Here is an 18,525-nt window from a genome sequence, read left to right as displayed (position 1 = left end):
ACTCTCAAGAGAAGCAAGCTTCTCTCTACCGCTCGACTTGCATGTGTTAGGCCTGCCGCCAGCGTTCAATCTGAGCCATGATCAAACTCTTCAGTTCAAACATCTTTGGGTTTTTAAGAAACCCTAAACTTGGCTCAGCAATCGTTGGTTACATCTTTGATTTCTCGCGGAGTAACTTGTGATGCTGATAATCTTGTTGACTATCAGTCTGACTCCACAAGCACCCACACGAATTGCTTGATTCAGTTGTTAAAGAGCGATTGGTTAAGATCTTTCGTCTCAACCGAGGCGCGCATTCTACAGCAGCCTCATTTGCTGTCAAGTGATTATTTTCAGAAGCTTTCGAAGATTTCTTCAACAACTTCAACCACTTGCGCTTCCGATCTCTCGTCAGCGGGAGGCGAATTCTACAGCGTTACACGCTGCTGTCAACACCTCTTTTTCAACTTCCTTTTGGCTTCGATGAACTGAAGCAACCTGCTGCCGAAAACTACGTAACTCATTGTTTACCAAGGAGTTTTCCGTTTCGACTGCGCCGGAAGTGGGGCGAATTATAGGCTTCCAGAATCTGCCGTCAAGGGTTAATTACACTTTTGTGGCAGAAGGTGTCTTTTTAGCAATAAGGCGAGGGATTCGGCGCATCACCGGTGGCACCCGCAACAAAAGAAGCAGTGCACCAATGGAAGCGTAGACAGCCCACTCCTTCAGATCAGCCCGAACTATCCAGAGCATGTGCAGCAAACCCAGGCCCAGGATCACATAGGTCAAGCGATGCAACTTCTTCCAGCGGCTACCCAATCGACGCTGGCTATAGCGGTTGGATGTGACAGCCAGCACCAATAGAGCCATAAACCCCAGCGCCCCCACAATTATGTAGGGCCGCTTGCGCAGTTCTACGCCGAGCTGCGACCAATCGAGCCCAAGGACGAACACGCAGTATGCCGCCAAATGCAGTACTACATAGGCGAAGCACCACAGCCCCAACTGCCGGCGTACCGCGATCCACCCTGCCCAACCGCTCAACTTCTGCAGCGGCGTCATCCCGAGCGTGATCAGCAGCAGGATCAACGTACCCAGCCCCAAGCGATCGACCAGCACTTTGCCCGGATCAGGCCCCAGGGCAAAACTCCATGCTTCATACAACCAGAGCAATGGCCAAACCGCCGCAGCTATAAAGACTCCAATGCGCCAGATTGGAAAGCGCATCAGTAGTTCTTCCGCAGATCGAGACCTGTATATAAAGACGCGACCTCATCCGCGTAGCCATTGAACATCTGCGTATCGCGCACGTTCGGGCTGAACAGGCCACTGGGTAGACGTCGCTCCCGCGCCTGGGTCCACCGCGGATGATCGACCGTAGGGTTCACATTTGCGTAGAACCCATACTCATCAGCCGCAATGCTCTGCCAGGTGGTTTTCGGCTGCTCGCTGACAAGGCTGATCCGCACGATGGATTTGACACTTTTGAAGCCGTACTTCCACGGCACCACCAAGCGCAACGGCGCACCATTCTGATTAGGCAGCTCGCGCCCATACATACCTACGGCGAGAATCGCCAGCGGGTTCATCGCTTCGTCCAGACGCAGCCCTTCTACATAAGGCCAGTCGATCAAGCCGAAACTGGAGCGCTGCCCAGGCATGCTCTTCGGGTCCTGGAGGGTTTCAAAACGGATGTACTTCGCTTTGGAGGTAGGTTCAACCTGCTTGAGCAAGGCCGAGATCGGGAAACCGATCCACGGAATCACCATCGACCAGGCTTCAACGCAGCGCAATCGATAGATCCGTTCTTCCAGCTCATAGGGTTTCATGAAGTCTTCCAAGGCATAACGCCCAGGCTTGGCCACCTCACCATCGATCACAACACTCCACGGCTCGGTCTTGAGCGCACCTGCATTCGCCGCCGGGTCGCCCTTGTCGGTACCGAACTCATAAAAGTTGTTGTAGTGGGTTGCATCCTTGAACGGCGTGATCGCCTCGTCCTTGACCGTCACCGCCTGCCATTTCGTACCAGGAAGCTTCTCGGCAAACCAGTTGGGCGCCCTGCCCGCTTCGACATCGGCATAACGCGCCGCATCGCCCGCACTGGCCCAACGCGGCAAGCTACTGGCGGCAATACCGGCCAGCGCACCACCGAGCAAACTGCGACGAGAGAAATAGAGGGATTCAGGCGTGACATCCGATTCATGGCAATCGGACGCTTTGGGTAGTTTGATTAACATGGCAACTCCGCAGCATTGGAGAACTGATGCACCAATAGACTGCGGAGTATGGGGGAAATTACATTAAGGCAATGTTTTGTCCCGGCGCAGATGCAGCAAATACTGAATCGGACCAGACGCGGCGTAAACCAGGAACGCCAGCAGCAGAATCCGCGGCGGATCACTGAACACCACTGCAAACACAAGCACCACCACAAGGATCGCCACGAAAGGCACGCGCCCTTTGAGGTCCAGCTCCTTGAAGCTGTTGTACTTGATATTGCTGACCATCAGCATCCCGGCCGCTGCAACCATCAACGCTACCAGGAACGACATCTTCGACCCCTGGATGCCGTAATCACTGAACGCCCAGACGATACCCGCCACGACGCCGGCGGCTGCCGGGCTGGCAAGCCCGATGAAGTAACGCTTGTCGGCAGTGCCCACCTGCGTATTGAAACGCGCCAGTCGCAACGCGGCACCGGCGACATAGATGAAGGCAACCATCCAGCCGACCTTGCCCATGTCACCCAATGCCCAAGCAAAAGCCAGCAGCGCAGGGGCGACACCAAAGGCAACCATGTCCGACAGCGAGTCGTACTCGGCGCCAAAAGCACTTTGGGTGTTGGTCATCCGCGCTACGCGCCCATCCAGGCCGTCGAGCACCATGGCCACGAAGATTGCGATGGCAGCAAAACCAAAGTACTTGCTGGCACTCGCCGCATCACCTGCCGCCAGCGCACTTTGGGCACTCATGGAGTTGATGATGGAATAAAAGCCGGCAAACAGGTTCGCCGTCGTAAACAGATTGGGCAGAAGATAGATGCCACGATGCCGGACCTTACGGCCTTCGGCGTCATGCCCTTCTTCGACATGTTCATCGATCGGCAGCATGCTTTCGGCGTCGGAAGCCTGGTTTGGCTCTTCGGGACGTTCGCTCATGGACTTTACCTTGCAACGGTGTGAAAAAAATTCGACAGATACTTGCGGCGAGTGTTCGCCCGCAAACGATGCAGCTTTATACCAGAACCGGCCCCTCAAACGAAAAAACGCGGCCTAAGCCGCGTTTTCCCTTGATGCGTACGACTTAGTTCTTGGCTTTGTCGACGATCTTGTTGGCACCGATCCACGGCATCATGGAGCGCAGTTGCTCGCCGATGACTTCGATACCGTGAGCGGCGTTGTTACGGCGCTTGGCGGTCATCGAAGGGTAGCCGGTAGCGCCTTCGCTGATGAACATTTTGGCGTATTCGCCGTCCTGAATACGTTTCAGGGCGTTGCGCATGGCCTGGCGGGACTCGGCGTTGATCACTTCCGGACCGGTCACGTACTCGCCGTACTCGGCGTTGTTGGAGATCGAGTAGTTCATGTTGGCGATACCGCCTTCGTACATGAGGTCAACGATCAGCTTCAGTTCGTGCAGGCATTCGAAGTAGGCCATTTCCGGCGCATAGCCAGCTTCAACCAAGGTTTCGAAACCGGCCTTGACCAGCTCAACGGTACCGCCGCACAGAACGGCTTGCTCGCCGAACAGGTCGGTTTCGGTCTCGTCCTTGAACGTGGTTTCGATGATGCCGGTACGACCGCCACCGACGCCAGCAGCGTAGGACAGTGCAACGTTTTTGGCGTTGCCCGACGCGTCCTGGTAGATCGCGATCAGGTCAGGGATACCACCGCCTTTGACGAACTCGGAACGCACGGTGTGGCCCGGCGCTTTCGGCGCGATCATGATCACGTCGAGGTCAGCGCGCGGCACAACCTGGTTGTAGTGGATCGCGAAGCCGTGGGAGAAGGCCAGGGTGGCGCCTTTCTTGATGTTCGGCTCGATTTCGTTCTTGTACAGCGAGGACTGGAACTCGTCCGGGGTCAGGATCATGACCAGGTCGGCAGCCGCTACGGCGGAAGCAACGTCGGTCACTTTCAGGCCGTGGGCTTCAGCCTTGGCAACAGTAGCCGAACCTTTGCGCAGGCCAACGGTGACGTCCACGCCGGAATCTTTCAGGTTGCACGCTTGTGCGTGGCCCTGGGAACCGTAGCCGATGATGGCGACTTTCTTGCCCTGGATGATCGACAGGTCACAATCTTTATCGTAATAAACTTTCATGAGGTTCCTCTATATATCCAGGCCGTAAGGCCATTCGCTAATTTGGGTTAGATGCTGAGTACTTTGTCGCCACGGGCAATCCCGGTGACACCACTGCGTACGGTTTCCAGAATCGAGGCTGTCCCGATCGACTGGATGAAGCTGTCCAGCTTGTCGCTTGTACCGGTCAGTTGAACGGTATAAACGCTGGCGCTCACATCGACGATCTGCCCGCGATAAATATCGGTAGTGCGCTTGATCTCGGCACGCTGGGCACCCGTGGCCTTGACCTTGACGAGCATCAGTTCGCGCTCGATGTGGGCGCTTTCCGACAGGTCGACCAGCTTGACCACTTCGATCAGCTTGTTGAGGTTCTTGGTGATCTGCTCGATCACCTCATCGTGGCCAACAGTGGTCAACGTCAGGCGCGACAGGGTCGGGTCTTCGGTCGGCGCCACGGTCAGGCTTTCGATGTTGTAGTTGCGTTGCGAAAACAGGCCGACAACACGGGACAAGGCGCCGGGCTCGTTCTCCAGAAGCAGGGAGATAATATGCCGCATGATTAAGTACGCTCCGTCTTGTTCAGCCACATGTCGCGCATGGAGCCGTCTTTGATTTGCATCGGATAGACGTGCTCGCTGGTATCGACCTGAATATCGATGAACACCAGGCGGTCTTTCATGGCGAACGCTTCTTCCATCTTCGGCTTCAGATCTTTCAAATCAGTGATGCGAATGCCGACGTGGCCATAGGCTTCAACCAACTTGATGAAATCCGGCAACGATTCCATGTAGGAGTGGGAGTGACGGCTACCGTAGCTCATGTCCTGCCATTGACGAACCATGCCGAGCACGCCGTTGTTCAAGCAGACGATCTTCACTGGAAGACCATATTGCAGGCACGTCGACAGCTCCTGGATGTTCATCTGGATGCTGCCTTCGCCGGTGACGCAGGCAACGTCGGCATCCGGGAAGCTCAGTTTCACACCCATGGCCGCAGGGAAACCAAAGCCCATCGTGCCCAGGCCACCGGAGTTGATCCAGCGGTTAGGCTTGTCGAACTTGTAGTACTGCGCCGCGAACATCTGGTGCTGGCCCACGTCGGAGGTTACAAAGGCGTCGCCCTTGGTCACTTCGCACAGGGTTTCGATCACGGTTTGTGGCTTGATGATGCTGCCGTCGCCCTTGTCATAAGGGAACAGGCCGCGATCACCACGCCATTCGTCAATCTGCTTCCACCAGCTGGCAACGGACTCCTTGTTCGGTGCCTCGCCGATGTCCTTGAGCGCTGCGACCATTTCGGTCAACACGCTCTCCACCGGCCCCACGATCGGCACATCGGCCTTGATGGTCTTGGAGATGGACGCCGGGTCGATGTCGATATGGATGATCTTGGCATTCGGGCAGAACTTGCTCGCACCATTGATCACACGGTCATCGAACCGCGCGCCCACGGCCAGGATCACGTCAGCGTGGTGCATGGTCAGGTTGGCGGTGTAGCTGCCGTGCATACCGAGCATACCGACGAACTGGCGGTCCGTACCCGGGAATGCGCCGAGGCCCATCAGGGTGTTGGTCACCGGCAGGTTGAGCAGCTTGGCCAGTTCGGTCAGCGGAGCGGAACCGCCGCCCAGAATCACGCCACCGCCGGAGTACAACACGGGGCGCTTGGCTGCCAGGAGCATTTCTGCCGCCTTGCGGATTTGCCCCGAGTGCCCGCGGACGGCCGGGCTGTAGGAACGCAGCTTGGCTTTCTTGGGGAAGATGTATTCGAATTTTTCGGCCGGGTTGGTCATGTCTTTCGGGATATCCACCACCACAGGGCCCGGACGACCGGACTGTGCGAGGTAGAACGCCTTTTTCATGACTTCCGGGATTTCCGACGCGTGCTTGATCATGAAGCTGTGTTTCACGATCGGGCGGGAAATACCGATCATGTCGGTTTCCTGGAAAGCGTCGGTGCCGACCATGGTGCTTGGCACCTGGCCAGAAATGATCACCATCGGGATGGAGTCCATATACGCAGTCGCAATACCGGTAATGGCATTGGTTGCGCCTGGGCCAGACGTTACCAGTACCACGCCGGCTTTACCGGTGGCACGGGCGTAACCGTCAGCCATATGGGTCGCGGCCTGTTCGTGGCGAACCAGGATGTGGGTAACAGCCGGTTCCTTGAACAGTGCGTCGTAGACATGCAGCAGAGCACCACCTGGGTACCCGTAGATATAGTCGACGCCTTCGTCACGCAAAAAGCGGACGAGCATCTCACCGCCAGATAAAAGCTCCACGTTGTTCACCTCTAAAACGCCAGAATACCGTCCGTTAAAAACCGACGGGTCTTAATAGGTTTACTTCTCAACAGAGCATGAGCGACGGTGGTCGCCGACTACGTCAGCACTGACTGAGCAAGTATTGGGATCGTCCCAAGTGTTGCGGGCTTTTCCCACCCAGCGCGAGGTAACGCGTTGCGGGTGTTACAGGTCGGCGCGGGTGTGCGCCTCATGATCTGCTGAGCGGGCCTGCTTCTGGCAGTCCCGATACAGCGGACTTTGGATTCTTCTGTTTCAGGCCCTTCAAGTCAAGCAATAATTGCGCTTTTTTCCAACTAAGCGCATGAGAACGTAGAAGAAAGGGCTTTGAGGAGGGATAAAACTCGCCTGAATGTCGTCAAGCGGTAGAAATGTGCGCAAGACTGCCGGAAAACCCGGCAGTCAGGCAATTAACGAGCGTCGACGATCAATTGATCGAACTTTTTCAGCGCGTTACGCAAGCCGAGGCTCTCCCGCGGTCGGTCGGCATAGACCATCTCGGCCATTTCCAGGATCCCCGATGCATTCGGCAAGGGCAGGTCCTGTTCAAGGATCTGCTTCATGCGTACCAGGAAGATCCATTGCAGCCACTGGTGGAAGTCCAGGGTATCGACTGAAAAGGGTTCGACACTGCTGAGCGCTTCAGCACCGGGGGACTCTTCATCCCACCAGCCCTGCACGCGCAGTTCTCGCTCGATCAGCAATAGCTGTTCGGCGATCGCTGGGAAACGTGCATCCATCAGAGGCTGACCTTGGCTTTCTGTCGCGCCTGGGCGGCACCCGCTGCATCGCCCTGGGCGGCACGCGCATCACCGATCAAGGCCCAAAGGCTGGCTTGCAGGTCTGGGCGGTCATTGGCCAGGCTCAGGCCACGGCGAGCGAATTGCTCCGCCTGGGGCGCATCGCCCTGGGCCATGCGCACCTGGGCCAGGCGATACAGCACTTGTGGCTCACGCGGCGCCACGCGCTGGGCACGTTCAAGGCTCGACGAGGCGCCATTCAAATCGCCACCCGCCTGCTGCTGCTGAGCGGTGGTGAGCAGCGCCAGCACCGGGCCATCGAGTTGTTCGTCAGCCGACAACCCGCCCGCATTGGACGATGACGGAATACCGCTCGGCGTCGAAGGCATGTTGTAGGTGCCCTGGTTGACCGGCGCGGTTTGAATCGGCGTGGCGTTAACCGGCCCGGAAGTGCTAGGGCCTGGGGTCCATGGCTCGGCGCTGATAGGCGCCGAGGTTGCAGCACCACTGCCAGGCACCATCACCACGACGCCGGAGTCCTGGGGAATTGCCTGGGTTGCAGCCTGGGCAGGCCGCTTGACTACCGTCTGACGGAAGCCGCCATTGGCCGAAATGCGGTCGTTATTGGAGACGGACGTGCTTGAGTCCACCACAGGGATGGAGCCGCGCTGCACGCTGGAGCAACCGCCGAGCAAAGCCAGAGCCGTAATTGCTGGAATCCACAACTTGTTCACTTGAAACCCTCTTTGCTTAATTCATCCAGCCCTTGACCCAATCCATCACCGAATCCGCGTCAGCAGGGGCACTGCCACCGCACGCAGGGCCGGGTGGTGGTTCGCTGCCGCGAATATACGGCATCTGCACCGCCCCCGGACAGTTGGCATCAGAGCCCTGGCCGGTGTGCGGATCAATCCAGGCCTGCACGATATTGTCCGGCTGGGGCATGTTGAGCGGCAACGGGTCAGCCTTGCGCATGAAACTGGTCCATACCTGCAGCGCGCCGGTCGCACCGGTGAACGGCGTCTTGCCGTTATCGTCACGCCCCAGCCACACCACGGCCAATACATCCTGGCCGAAACCCGCAAACCAGCTGTCACGCGAGTCGTTACTGGTACCGGTCTTGCCCGCCAGCGTCAGGTTCGACGGCAGCACGCTGTACACCGAGCGCCCTGTACCCTCACGCATCACACGCTGCATGGCGTTCTGGATCAGGTAGATAGAGCCCGCGTCAAAACGCTGCTGGATCTGGAACGGGTAGCGCTTGAGCGGTTCGCCTTCGGCGGTCAGCACACTGCGGATCCCGCGCATCGGTGTATTGAAGCCACCGTTGGCGAGGGTCTGGTACATGGTCGCCACTTCCATCGGGGTCATGGCCGCAGCGCCCAGAAGCATGGACGGGAATGCCGGGAACTCACGCTCCACCCCCAGTCGCGCGATGGTTTTCAGGACATTTGGCACGCCGACCTCAAGCCCCAGGCGCGAGGTGGAAATATTGTAGGAATGCGCCAGCCCCTGATACAGGAACACCGTGCCGTGGGAACGGCGATCGAAGTTCTTCGGCGTCCATACCTGGCCATTCGCGCCTTTGACCGACAACGGGTCATCCGACAGCCAACTGGTCAGCGTGTACTTGCTGGGTTTTTCCAACGCACTCAAGTAGACCGCAGGCTTGACCAGCGAGCCAATCGGCCGCACGGCGTCCAGTGCGCGGTTGAAGCCGGCGAAACTGGCCTGGCGGCTGCCGATCATGGCCTGGACTTCACCGGTTTCCGGGTTGGTCACGACCATGGCGGCTTCGACTTCATCCGAGCCTTTACGGCCGGTCAGGCGTTTGAAGGTGTCGTTGACGGACGCTTCGGCCTTCATCTGCAGGATCGGGTCGAAGCTGGTGAAAATCCGCAAGCCCTCTTCGGTCAAGTCTTCGTCGCGGTAGTCTTCACGCAACTGGCGCTTGACCAGATCGATAAAGCCGGGGAACGAGCTATCGGCCAACTTGCCGCGAGTGGTCACACCCAACGGCATTTTCTTCGCGGCGGCCACTTGTTCAGCCGTCGCGACACCCTGCTGCTCCAATACATCGAGTACCAGATTGCGACGTTCGAGCGCACGCTCCGGGTTGCGACGCGGATTGTAATAGGACGGCCCCTTGACCATGCCCACCAGCAGCGCGACCTGATGCAACTTCAACTCGGATAACGGTTGCCCAAAGAAGAACTGGCTGGCCAAACCGAAACCGTGCACCGCGCGCTGGCCATCCTGACCGACGAATACCTCGTTGAGGTACGCCTCAAGGATTTCCTGCTTGCTGTAATGCAGCTCCAGCAACATCGCCATCATGGCTTCGGTGAGTTTACGGGTGAGGCTGCGCTCGTTGGTCAGGTAGAAGTTCTTGACCAATTGTTGCGTGAGCGTACTGCCGCCCTGGGTCATCTTGCCACCGGAGGTGTTGACCCAGACAGCGCGGGCAATCGACTTCGGCGAGACGCCCCAATGGCTGTAGAAATCGCGGTCTTCGACCGCCACCAGGGTTTCCAGCAAATAAGGCGGTACCTGATCAAGCTTGATCAGGATGCGATCTTCTAGGTTTTTCGGATAAATACCGCCAATCATCAACGGTTCCAGGCGCACTACCGGCAGCTTGGAGCCATTGAGCGAGGACAGTTCAGCCACATAATCGCCGGAGAAACGCACGCGTACCGGCTGAGCTTTTTCCAGGCCTTCGTAGAACTGGAACCCACGGGTGTTCAGGTCGACGGTGTTGCCGCTGACGGCTGCGGCGCCGGGGCCATTGCTCACAGGTTCGCGGCGATAGCCCAGTGCGTCGAGCTCGGTAAGGAAGTCCTCCTTGCTCAGCTTCTGCCCGGAGAACAGTTCCAGCGGGCGTGCATACACCTTGGCCGGAATCGTCCAGCGCTTGCCAGAGAATTTTTCCTGCACCACGGCATCGAGGTACACCGCAAAGCCGGCGACCACCACAAGGCCAACCAGGCCCAGCTTGAGCGCCCAGCCCAACCAGGGGCGCAAGCTGCGGGAAGGAGGTTTTTTACGGGAACGGGGAGATCGGGTTCGAGTCATGGCGGCGGATTATACGCACTTTATTGATGATCAACATGAGCCGGACAGCGGTTTGCACGACTGGCATCAGCAGCCATAATGGCCACGATGATTTCTCCCAGACTTTGAAGGATCGCCCGTGAGCCAGTCCCTGATCGCTGCCCTGCAAAACCCGGCTTTATACCCTCATCCGGTTGAAGCATTTCAAGTCATCGAGACCCATATTTCCTGGGTGGTTCTGACAGGTCCCTATGCTTACAAATTGAAGAAACCGATGAACTTCGGATTTCTGGATTTCACCGATCTGGAAAAACGTGGCCACTTCTGCAATGAGGAGCTGCGTCTCAACCAGCGCTTGACCAAAGATTTGTATCTTGAAGTGTTGCCGATTACCGGCACTGCCGACGCGCCGCAGTTGGGCGGCGACGGCCCGGTCATCGAGTACGCACTGAAAATGCGCCAGTTCCCGCAAAGCCAGATGCTCAGCACCCTGCAAGCCAACAGCGAACTGACCAACGCCCACATCGACGAGATGGCCAGTCAGATTGCGCACTTTCACCTCACTGCCCCCAAGGTCCCGCAAGAGCACCCGGCCGGCACGCCGGATGAAGTCATGGCGCCGGTACGCCAGAACTTCGACCAGATTCGCCCATTCCTCAGCGACAAAGCTGACCTGACTCAACTTGAGGCCCTGCAAGCCTGGGCCGAAAGCAGCTTCGAGCGCCTCAAGCCGCTGCTTGAACAACGCAAGCTCGATGGTTTCACTCGCGAATGCCACGGTGACATCCACCTGGGCAACGCCACCCTGATTGACGGCCACGTCGTGATCTTCGACTGCATCGAGTTCAACGAGCCTTTCCGCTTTACCGATGTGTACGCCGATACCGCCTTCCTCGCCATGGACCTTGAAGACCGTGGGCTCAAGTCTCTGGCGCGCCGCTTCATCAGCCAGTACCTGGAACTGACCGGCGACTATCAAGGCCTGGAAGTGCTGAATTTCTATAAAGCCTACCGTGCGCTGGTACGTGCAAAGGTTGCGCTGTTCAGCATGCCGAGCGAGGCAAGCCCGGTGCAGCGCGCCACTACCCTGCGCCAGTACCGCAACTACGCCAACCTGGCGGAAAGCTACAGCACCATTCCGTCGCGCTTTCTGGCAATCACCCATGGTGTTTCAGCGGTAGGCAAGAGCCATGTAGCCATGCGCCTGGTCGAGGCCCTCGGCGCCGTACGCCTGCGTTCGGATGTGGAGCGCAAGCGTCTGTTTGGCGAGCAGCAGGTCGAAAACGCGCCACAGGCCGGCATCTACAATCAGGACGCCAGCATTGCCACCTATACACGCTTGAACGAAATTGCCGAGACCGTACTACGCGCAGGTTACCCGGTGGTGCTGGATGCGACCTTCTTGAAACGCGCTCAACGTGATGCGGCAGCCCAGATCGCCGAAGCCACCGGCGCGCCATTCCTGATCCTCGATTGCAACGCACCTCAAGCGGTTATCAGCAGTTGGCTGGCACAACGTCAGGCGGATCAAAACGATCCGTCCGACGCAACGCTGAGCGTTATCCAAGAGCAGCAAGCCAGTCGTGAGCCGTTGACGGCGCAAGAGCTGTTGCTGAGCAAGCGCGTGGAAACCAATGAAAGCGGAACGCTGGATGCGTTGGTCGCGCATATTCGCCAGCGCCTCCCGGGCTTGTAAGCAATATTTCCTGGTCGTGTCGCCCACATGACGCACGACCCGGCAATATAGCCACTATAATGACATCACCACCTAACAGGAGTCGCTATCGTGAGTCAGCCCAAGCTTCTTGATACCCCGCTCTATGCGCTCCTGCACAAGGATGACATCCGCGGCTTCAACCAGCAGCGCCCTCAAGACGGCACCATCGATATGCGCGGTGGCGACTTCCGAGGGCTGGACCTGCGAGATCTGAACGCCGCAGGCGTTGACTTCACCGACGCCTATTTTCGCTCTGCCGACTTGCGCGGCCTGGATTTACGCGACTGCTCGATGGAAGGCGCGAGCCTGGCCCACGCGCAGATTTCCGGCACTTACTTCCCACCCGAGCTCACGGCTGACGAGATCCTGATGTCAGTCAACTTCGGCACTCGCCTACGCTACCGCACCAAGTAATCCACCTTCTGAACCCCGGCTTCGCCTCAAGCGTGCCGGGCGTTTCACGCCTGCCCGTCAGCTAAAGCATCGCCACATTCTTATAAGCTTTTCAGCCGTTCCTGCCCAAAGAACTGCGTTTTTCCTACTGAGCGCTACACTCATTTTCAGGCTGCCTGGTCACGATACCCACCGCACCATTCGGCCGTCGCAAGGAGGCTTGATGAACGATGAGCTGCAACACCTGAAAAACCTCGGCAAGACATCAGCGCAGTGGCTGCATGCGGTGGGTATCCACAGCGCGTCTGACTTGCGCCGCCTGGGCGCGGTCGATGCTTACCGAGCCGTACGGACTCGCGGCTTCCGAGCTTCGAAAGTTCTGCTGTACGCCATTGAAGGCGCATTGATGGATGTGCACTGGAACGACCTCCCCTCTGAACGCAAGGAGGCGCTGAACCGCCAGTTGGATGCCCTGTCAGCGCGGCAGAAAAACTAGATCGGCCCTCAAGCCCAATGTTTACAGGCATTACAAACGAGCGTTTGAGAAAAACTGGATGAGCAGATAAAACAATAGTTGACTCTCAAATGAGAATCGTTATGATTATCACAACTGGTCGCGAGATCAGCCGATAACTGAAAGACCATTGGTTCGGACTCTCAGATTATCTCCTCATCAGGCTAATCACGGTTATTTGACCCGGCTCTTGCCGGGTCTTTTTTTGCCTGCAAATTACTGACTTCAGCGCGCAATGATCAGCGGATGCCCCCGCTCCGGATGCGGTTGTACCAGCACATCCAGACCAAATACAGCCTTGAGTGGCTCAGGTTGCAGGACTGTTGCGGGCCTATCCAGAGCATGGGGGCGTCCGCCTTCCAGCAGCAGGATCCGGTCGCAGTAACGCGCCGCCAGGTTCAAGTCATGCAGGATCACCAGCACCGCAGCCCCCTTGTCGGCAAAGCTGCGAATCGCCTGCAAGGTGGTGTGCTGGTGCAGGGGATCAAGCATCGACGTTGGCTCGTCCAACAACAACGTTTGCCCCGCCTCACCTGGCCATAACTGCGCCAACACCCGCGCCAAGTGCACCCTTTGTCGCTCGCCGCCCGACAAGGCCAGGTAGCTGCGGCCACTCAGGTGGCCCACGTCGGCCGCGTGCAGCGCCGCGCGGATGATTTGATCGTCGCGCACTCGCCCGGCCTGATGAGGCAAGCGCCCCATGCCCACCACCTCTTCGACACGAAAGGCGAAGTCCAGGGTGGACGTCTGTGGCAACACCGCCAGACGCTGGGCACGTTGCGCCCCTCCCAGACTCTTCAATTCTTGCTGGTCCAACCAGATCTTGCCCTCATCAGGCGACAACTCCCCGCACAGCGCTCCGAGCAAGGTACTTTTGCCCGCACCATTGGGCCCCAGCACGCCCAGCACTTCGCCCGGCAGCAGGTCCAAGGTGACATCGGACAACACGGTTTTACCACCGCGCCGAATCTGCAACGCTTCTACCCGCAGCATCAGGCGCGCCCTCGTAACAATAAATAGAGGAAAAATGGCGCACCGATAAATGCAGTGACAATACCGATCGGCAGTTCCGCCGGCGCCAACGCCAAGCGCGCCACCAGGTCGGCAAACAACAGCAGGCTCGCGCCCGCCAGCACTGACGCCGGCAACAGCACCCGATGATCCGGCCCCGCCAGCAGCCGCACCAGATGTGGCACCACCAAACCGACAAAACCAATCATGCCCGCAGCCGCCACGGCTGCGCCAACGCCCAGGGCCGTGCAGAACACCAACTCGCGCTTGAGCCCCTCAACATCAATGCCCAGATGATTGGCCTCCGACTCACCCAGCAGCAATGCGTTCAGCGCTTTCGCCCGGCGCGGCAACCACAGCGCGACGCCCGCGCTTACCAACAGCAAGGGCCACAACCGCGAATAGCTCGCGCCATTGAGGCTGCCCAGGTTCCAGAACGTCAGGGTGCGCAAGGTGGCATCGTCGGCCAGATAGGTAAACAGCCCCACCGTTGAGCTGGCCAGTGCCGTCAGCGCGATACCGGCAAGCAGCATCGTCGCGACATTGGTCTGGCCATTGCGACGCCCCAACCGGTAGACCAGTGCGGTAACGCCCAGCCCCCCCAGAAATGCGCACAGCGACAACAAATAGGGACCGAACGCATCCGGCAGCCCACCGAAGAACGAACCGCCGACAATCGCCACCGCTGCCCCCAACGCCGCACCGCTGGACACACCCACCAACCCAGGATCGGCCAGCGGGTTGCGAAACAATCCCTGCATCGCCACGCCCGACAACGCAAGGACACCGCCGACGGCCAGCCCCAAAAGGGTCCGCGGCAGGCGAATCTGCCCCAGAATCAATTCAGCCTGCTCCAACCCCGCCGCCTCAATCGGCACGCCCAATAGCCTTAACGCGGCTCTGAGCGTATCAATCAACGGCAAGCTGACCGGTCCGAGGGCCAATGAAAGCCAGATCGCCAACACACACAGCAGCGACAGGCCAATAAACAGTGTCTTGGGCTTAAGCAGAGTGGTCATGGAGCCGATTTAGCCTGGGACGGATAAAAACCAGCGGACAGTTTCACCAGGTTTTCTGGCAATCGCGGCCCCAGGCCACCCACCAGCAAGGTCGGATCCAGTTCAAACACTCGCCCACGCTTGGCTGCCGGTGTCGACGCGAGAATCGGGTTTTCCTTGAACAAGGCAGCGCGCGCCGCATCACCGGTCAGCGCGCGATCGGCAAACACCAGCACATCAGGACTCAACCCCGCCAAAGACTCGACTGAAAAGGGCTTATAGCCCGAGTGCGTGGCCAGGTTACGTCCGCCCGCCTGCTGCAATATCCAATCGGCGGCCGTGTCCTTGCCCGCGATCAGCGGCTTGCCACCGGCATGGCCCAGCAACAACAGCACGCCCGGAGCCTTTTGCGCCGCCTGGGCCTTGGTCACCCAGCTTTTTTGCTGCTCCAGCGCCTGCCCGTATTTGGCAAACAGTGCGTCTGCCCGGGTCTCACTGCCCAGCAGTTTTCCCAAGTGTTCAAGGTTGCCCTTCAATGTCGGCAAATCCGGCTGGGCCGAAAACATCTCGACCTGCACGCCGGCATTGCGAATCTGCGCCAGTACCGGCGGCGGCCCCATTTCCTCAGTGCCCACAAGGATTTGCGGGCGCAGGCTGAGAATGCCTTCAGCCGACAGCTGCCGCTGGTAGCCAATACTCGGCAACGCCTTGAGCGACTGCGGATGCTGGCTGGTGGTGTCGACCCCGACCAATTTCGATTCGCCGCCTAAAGCCGTCACCCATTCCGATAGCGCCCCTCCAGCACTGACCCAGCGTTGTGGCAGTTCAGAGGCGTGTGCCCCGTGGCTGACCAGTAATGAGGCAACAAGCGCAATAGCGCTGGTACTCAGGCGCATAACAGGGTTTCCTTCCTAGAGCAGGGCCATTCAGGCACTCATCAATGTGACAGAACATTGCTGCCGGACATCGTATTAAGCACCCAGTCAGCTGACGGGCGAAGCGGCCATTTGATAATTGTTTGCATTTGAACGTCAAGGCACTTAAGGATTGAAATGAAGTTTCTCTGCCCCTCAAGCGACCTCGCACCCGACAGCAGCCGCGGTTTTGATATCGATGGCCATAAACTGCTGGCCGTGCGCCGAGACGGCATTGCCTACTTTTATCGCAACCGCTGCCCCCATCGCGGCGTCCCGCTGGAATGGCAGCCCGACCGCTTCCTCGACGCCAGCGCCAGCCTGATCCAATGCGCCACCCATGGCGCCCTATTCCTGATCGAGAGCGGCGAGTGCATCGCCGGCCCGTGCGCAGGCCAGAGTCTCACCGCCCTGCCCGGCCATGAGGATGAACAAGGCTTGTGGGTAGAACTCTAGTCGCCCAACAACACCTTCAGTCGACGCTCGACATACATCTCTTGCGGTGTGACCCGTACGCCGTAAGCCAGCACCTCCACACCCGCGGCCTTGGCCTCGCGTAACGCCGCAGCGTAACCGGCGTCAATTTCCACCGCTGGGCGAACCGCATCGATGCCCGACAAATTCACGCAATACAACTGCACCGCCCGCACACCTTCACGCGCCAGGTGAGCCAGTTCGCGCAAGTGCTTGGCGCCGCGCTGCGTCACTGCATCAGGAAAAGCCGCCACCGAGGTTGCGTCAAAACCCAGGGTGACGCTTTTGACCTCCACGAAGGCGGCGCCCTGTGGGTAATCCAGGCGAAAGTCAATGCGGCTCTTCTCCTGACCGTACGGCACTTCACGCTTGAGCGCCGTAAAGCCATTGAGTTCAGTGATCACGCCAGCCAGCAGCGCCTCTTCAACCAACTGATTGGCCCGCGCGGTGTTGACGCACGCCAGCCGGCCCTGAGGCGTTTCGGCAATTTCCCAGGTGCCTGGCAACTTGCGCTTGGGGTCCGAGGAACGGCTGAACCAGACCTGGCCACCTTCGACCATGCAATTGAGCATCGAGCCGGTGTTCGGGCAATGAATGGTAAGCAACTCGCCGGTAACGGTTTCGATATCGGTGAGAAAACGCTTGTAGCGGCGGATCAGCCGCCCTTCTTCAAGAGGAGGATGAAAGCGCATCAGCCTTGCCAGCTCCGCAGGCCACGAGCGATGCGCTCCACCGCTTCTTGCAGTCGGTCAATATTTTGCGTGTAGGCAAAACGCACATGGTGGCCCGCTTGATAACGACCGAAATCCAGCCCGGGTGTAAAAGCCACGTGCTCGGTCTCCAGAAAGTGACGGCAGAACGCGAAGGCATCGCCGCCGAACGCGCTGATATCGGCATACAAATAAAACGCCCCTTCCGGCTCCACGGCGATACCGAATCCAAGCTCGCGCAGCGCCGGCAGCAGAAAGTCACGACGCCGGCCGAATTCGGCGCGGCGCTCTTCAAGAATGCTCAGGGTCTGCGGGGTAAAACAGGCCAAGGCAGCGTACTGGGCCATGCTCGGCGCACTGATGTAGAGGTTCTGCGCCAGTTTTTCCAATTCGCTGATCGCAGCAGGAGGCGCTATCAGCCAACCGAGGCGCCATCCGGTCATGCCGAAATACTTCGAAAAACTATTCAAGACGAAGGCGTCATCGTCGACTTCCAGCACGCTGGCGGCATCGGTGCCGTAGGTGAGGCCGTGGTAGATCTCGTCCACTACCAAGTGGCCGTTACGCGCTTTGACTGCACTCGACAAGCCTGCCAGTTCGTCCCTCGTGAGGACTGTGCCGGTAGGGTTGGCCGGTGACGCAACCAGCGCGCCCACGCTGCCCTGGTCCCAATGCCTGGCGACCAGATCGGCGGTCAACTGATAGCGGACCTCAGGCCCCACCGGCACCAATTGCGCCGCGCCCTCTACCAGCCGCAGAAAGTGTCGATTGCAGGGGTAGCCTGGATCAGCCAGCAGCCAGTGCTTGCCAGGGTCGACCAGCAAGCTGCTGGCCAACAGCAACGCGCCGGAGCCACCGGGCGTAATCAAGATACGCTCGGGATCGACACTCAAGCCGTAGCGCTGCTGGTAAAACCCGCTGATGGCCTCGCGCAACTCGGGCACCCCACGGGCCGCCGTGTAGCGCGTCTTGCCGTTGGCCAGCGCAGCCTGGCCGGCCTGGATGATCGGCTCGGCGGTGGTAAAGTCCGGTTCGCCGATTTCCAGATGGATCACGTCGTGGCCGGCAGCCTGCAGCTCATTGGCGCGTGCCAGCAACGCCATGACATGAAAAGGTTCGATGGCGCGACTGCGCGCACTGTAGGGCTGAGCCATTAGCCTTCCTTAACGGTGAGGACAAAATCAGGATTCTACCGAACCCTCGCGGTAAAACATGCTCTATTGCCTGATTGGGGCTGCAAGTGCACCCTGCGCACGCTCGTAAAACAGCTAAAATCAACATTCGAGGCGATACATACCCAGTCATGGCGGGCTGCTGCAGTTTGCAACCCCTTTGCCCTGGAGCTCGACAACCGGGAGTAGCGCACCCTGAATCTATCTGGTAAGTTCGCCCGCTTGCAGCCGCAGGGCCG

Annotated in this window: 18 protein-coding genes; 4 read left to right on the top strand and 14 right to left on the bottom strand. The window is 58.8% G+C overall.

Features of this window, described 5'->3' with window-relative positions; genetic code table 11:
* Positions 1-585: 585 nt before the first annotated feature.
* The 9 genes from msrQ to mrcB form a co-directional block, all read right to left on the bottom strand.
* The gene (gene msrQ, locus JH25_RS08260; protein ID WP_032879472.1) at positions 586-1,206 is read right to left on the bottom strand and encodes a protein-methionine-sulfoxide reductase heme-binding subunit MsrQ; all 621 of its coding nucleotides are present in this window, start codon (positions 1,204-1,206) and stop codon (positions 586-588) included.
* On the bottom strand, positions 1,206-2,219 hold the full coding sequence (gene msrP, locus JH25_RS08265) for a protein-methionine-sulfoxide reductase catalytic subunit MsrP (RefSeq protein ID WP_032879471.1): 1,014 nt from the start codon (positions 2,217-2,219) through the stop codon (positions 1,206-1,208). Before msrP ends, msrQ begins: the two co-directional genes overlap by 1 nt.
* Before the next feature lie 63 nt (positions 2,220-2,282).
* Positions 2,283-3,140 carry a CDP-diacylglycerol--serine O-phosphatidyltransferase gene (pssA, locus tag JH25_RS08270; protein WP_005791399.1) on the bottom strand — a complete coding sequence of 286 codons (858 nt, stop codon included), beginning with the start codon at positions 3,138-3,140 and terminating at the stop codon, positions 2,283-2,285.
* 145 nt (positions 3,141-3,285) lie between these two features.
* On the bottom strand, positions 3,286-4,302 hold the full coding sequence (ilvC, locus tag JH25_RS08275; RefSeq protein WP_003194132.1) for a ketol-acid reductoisomerase: 1,017 nt from the start codon (positions 4,300-4,302) through the stop codon (positions 3,286-3,288).
* Between the two features lie 47 nt (positions 4,303-4,349).
* Complete coding sequence (gene ilvN / locus JH25_RS08280; protein WP_003176102.1) at positions 4,350-4,841, bottom strand: acetolactate synthase small subunit; 492 nt, start codon at positions 4,839-4,841, stop codon at positions 4,350-4,352.
* 2 nt (positions 4,842-4,843) lie between these two features.
* Positions 4,844-6,568 carry an acetolactate synthase 3 large subunit gene (locus tag JH25_RS08285; protein WP_005791407.1) on the bottom strand — a complete coding sequence of 575 codons (1,725 nt, stop codon included), beginning with the start codon at positions 6,566-6,568 and terminating at the stop codon, positions 4,844-4,846.
* A 431-nt stretch (positions 6,569-6,999) separates the two neighbouring features.
* Complete coding sequence (locus JH25_RS08290) at positions 7,000-7,329, bottom strand: YqcC family protein (RefSeq protein ID WP_032879470.1); 330 nt, start codon at positions 7,327-7,329, stop codon at positions 7,000-7,002.
* Positions 7,329-8,063, bottom strand: coding sequence for a tetratricopeptide repeat protein (locus JH25_RS08295; RefSeq protein ID WP_032879469.1), 735 nt, complete (start codon positions 8,061-8,063; stop codon positions 7,329-7,331). Before JH25_RS08295 ends, JH25_RS08290 begins: the two co-directional genes overlap by 1 nt.
* A gap of 16 nt (positions 8,064-8,079) precedes the next feature.
* On the bottom strand, positions 8,080-10,404 hold the full coding sequence (gene mrcB / locus JH25_RS08300) for a penicillin-binding protein 1B (RefSeq protein WP_005791412.1): 2,325 nt from the start codon (positions 10,402-10,404) through the stop codon (positions 8,080-8,082).
* 118 nt (positions 10,405-10,522) lie between these two features.
* Here mrcB and JH25_RS08305 point away from each other — a divergent pair, with 118 nt between their 5' ends.
* From JH25_RS08305 to JH25_RS08315, 3 genes are all read left to right on the top strand, one after another.
* Entirely contained in the window at positions 10,523-12,079 is a 1,557-nt protein-coding gene (locus JH25_RS08305) for a bifunctional aminoglycoside phosphotransferase/ATP-binding protein (protein WP_032879467.1), read from the top strand.
* Between the two features lie 90 nt (positions 12,080-12,169).
* A complete protein-coding gene (locus tag JH25_RS08310; RefSeq protein WP_032879466.1) occupies positions 12,170-12,514 on the top strand; it encodes a pentapeptide repeat-containing protein in 345 nt (114 codons plus the stop codon).
* Between the two features lie 202 nt (positions 12,515-12,716).
* Positions 12,717-12,989 (top strand): TfoX/Sxy family protein, encoded by a 273-nt coding sequence (locus JH25_RS08315; RefSeq protein WP_005791418.1) that lies wholly within the window; start codon positions 12,717-12,719, stop codon positions 12,987-12,989.
* A gap of 243 nt (positions 12,990-13,232) precedes the next feature.
* Here the strand turns inward: JH25_RS08315 and JH25_RS08320 are convergent, their stop codons facing one another.
* From JH25_RS08320 to JH25_RS08330, 3 genes are read right to left on the bottom strand one after another with little or no spacing between them, the layout of a single operon-like run.
* Positions 13,233-14,000: a heme ABC transporter ATP-binding protein gene (locus tag JH25_RS08320; protein WP_032879465.1), complete on the bottom strand. Its 768-nt coding sequence runs from the start codon at positions 13,998-14,000 to the stop codon at positions 13,233-13,235.
* Positions 14,000-14,983: a FecCD family ABC transporter permease gene (locus tag JH25_RS08325; protein ID WP_177327434.1), complete on the bottom strand. Its 984-nt coding sequence runs from the start codon at positions 14,981-14,983 to the stop codon at positions 14,000-14,002. The genes JH25_RS08320 and JH25_RS08325 overlap by 1 nt, the downstream gene beginning before the upstream one ends.
* A 50-nt stretch (positions 14,984-15,033) precedes the next feature.
* The gene (locus JH25_RS08330; protein ID WP_032879463.1) at positions 15,034-15,912 is read right to left on the bottom strand and encodes a heme/hemin ABC transporter substrate-binding protein; all 879 of its coding nucleotides are present in this window, start codon (positions 15,910-15,912) and stop codon (positions 15,034-15,036) included.
* A 156-nt stretch (positions 15,913-16,068) separates the two neighbouring features.
* On the opposite strand from JH25_RS08330, the gene JH25_RS08335 reads away from it, so the two are divergent.
* Positions 16,069-16,386, top strand: coding sequence for a Rieske (2Fe-2S) protein (locus JH25_RS08335; protein WP_032879462.1), 318 nt, complete (start codon positions 16,069-16,071; stop codon positions 16,384-16,386).
* Here the strand turns inward: JH25_RS08335 and sfsA are convergent.
* The gene (gene sfsA, locus JH25_RS08340; protein WP_032879460.1) at positions 16,383-17,096 is read right to left on the bottom strand and encodes a DNA/RNA nuclease SfsA; all 714 of its coding nucleotides are present in this window, start codon (positions 17,094-17,096) and stop codon (positions 16,383-16,385) included. The two genes, JH25_RS08335 and sfsA, sit on opposite strands and share 4 nt — an antisense overlap.
* Positions 17,096-18,268, bottom strand: coding sequence for a pyridoxal phosphate-dependent aminotransferase (locus JH25_RS08345; RefSeq protein ID WP_032879459.1), 1,173 nt, complete (start codon positions 18,266-18,268; stop codon positions 17,096-17,098). Before JH25_RS08345 ends, sfsA begins: the two co-directional genes overlap by 1 nt.
* Positions 18,269-18,525: the final 257 nt, after the last annotated feature.

Origin of the sequence: Pseudomonas sp. BRG-100 (assembly GCF_000737955.1) — a bacterium.
GTDB lineage: Bacteria > Pseudomonadota > Gammaproteobacteria > Pseudomonadales > Pseudomonadaceae > Aquipseudomonas > Aquipseudomonas synxantha_A.
The sequence above is the reverse complement of the archived record's forward strand: the minus strand, read 5'-3'. Positions and strand labels throughout refer to the sequence as shown.

Excerpts from the sequence above, each read along its gene's own strand:
- msrQ (WP_032879472.1), bottom strand. The coding sequence starts at position 1,206 with ATGCGCTTTCCAATCTGGCGCATTGGAGTCTTTATAGCTGCGGCGGTT.
- msrP (WP_032879471.1), bottom strand. The coding sequence starts at position 2,219 with ATGTTAATCAAACTACCCAAAGCGTCCGATTGCCATGAATCGGATGTC.
- pssA (WP_005791399.1), bottom strand. The coding sequence starts at position 3,140 with ATGAGCGAACGTCCCGAAGAGCCAAACCAGGCTTCCGACGCCGAAAGC.
- ilvC (WP_003194132.1), bottom strand. The coding sequence starts at position 4,302 with ATGAAAGTTTATTACGATAAAGATTGTGACCTGTCGATCATCCAGGGC.
- ilvN (WP_003176102.1), bottom strand. The coding sequence starts at position 4,841 with ATGCGGCATATTATCTCCCTGCTTCTGGAGAACGAGCCCGGCGCCTTG.
- JH25_RS08290 (WP_032879470.1), bottom strand. The coding sequence starts at position 7,329 with ATGGATGCACGTTTCCCAGCGATCGCCGAACAGCTATTGCTGATCGAG.
- mrcB (WP_005791412.1), bottom strand. The coding sequence starts at position 10,404 with ATGACTCGAACCCGATCTCCCCGTTCCCGTAAAAAACCTCCTTCCCGC.
- JH25_RS08315 (WP_005791418.1), top strand. The coding sequence starts at position 12,717 with ATGAACGATGAGCTGCAACACCTGAAAAACCTCGGCAAGACATCAGCG.
- JH25_RS08320 (WP_032879465.1), bottom strand. The coding sequence starts at position 14,000 with ATGCTGCGGGTAGAAGCGTTGCAGATTCGGCGCGGTGGTAAAACCGTG.
- JH25_RS08330 (WP_032879463.1), bottom strand. The coding sequence starts at position 15,912 with ATGCGCCTGAGTACCAGCGCTATTGCGCTTGTTGCCTCATTACTGGTC.
- JH25_RS08335 (WP_032879462.1), top strand. The coding sequence starts at position 16,069 with ATGAAGTTTCTCTGCCCCTCAAGCGACCTCGCACCCGACAGCAGCCGC.
- sfsA (WP_032879460.1), bottom strand. The coding sequence starts at position 17,096 with ATGCGCTTTCATCCTCCTCTTGAAGAAGGGCGGCTGATCCGCCGCTAC.
- JH25_RS08345 (WP_032879459.1), bottom strand. The coding sequence starts at position 18,268 with ATGGCTCAGCCCTACAGTGCGCGCAGTCGCGCCATCGAACCTTTTCAT.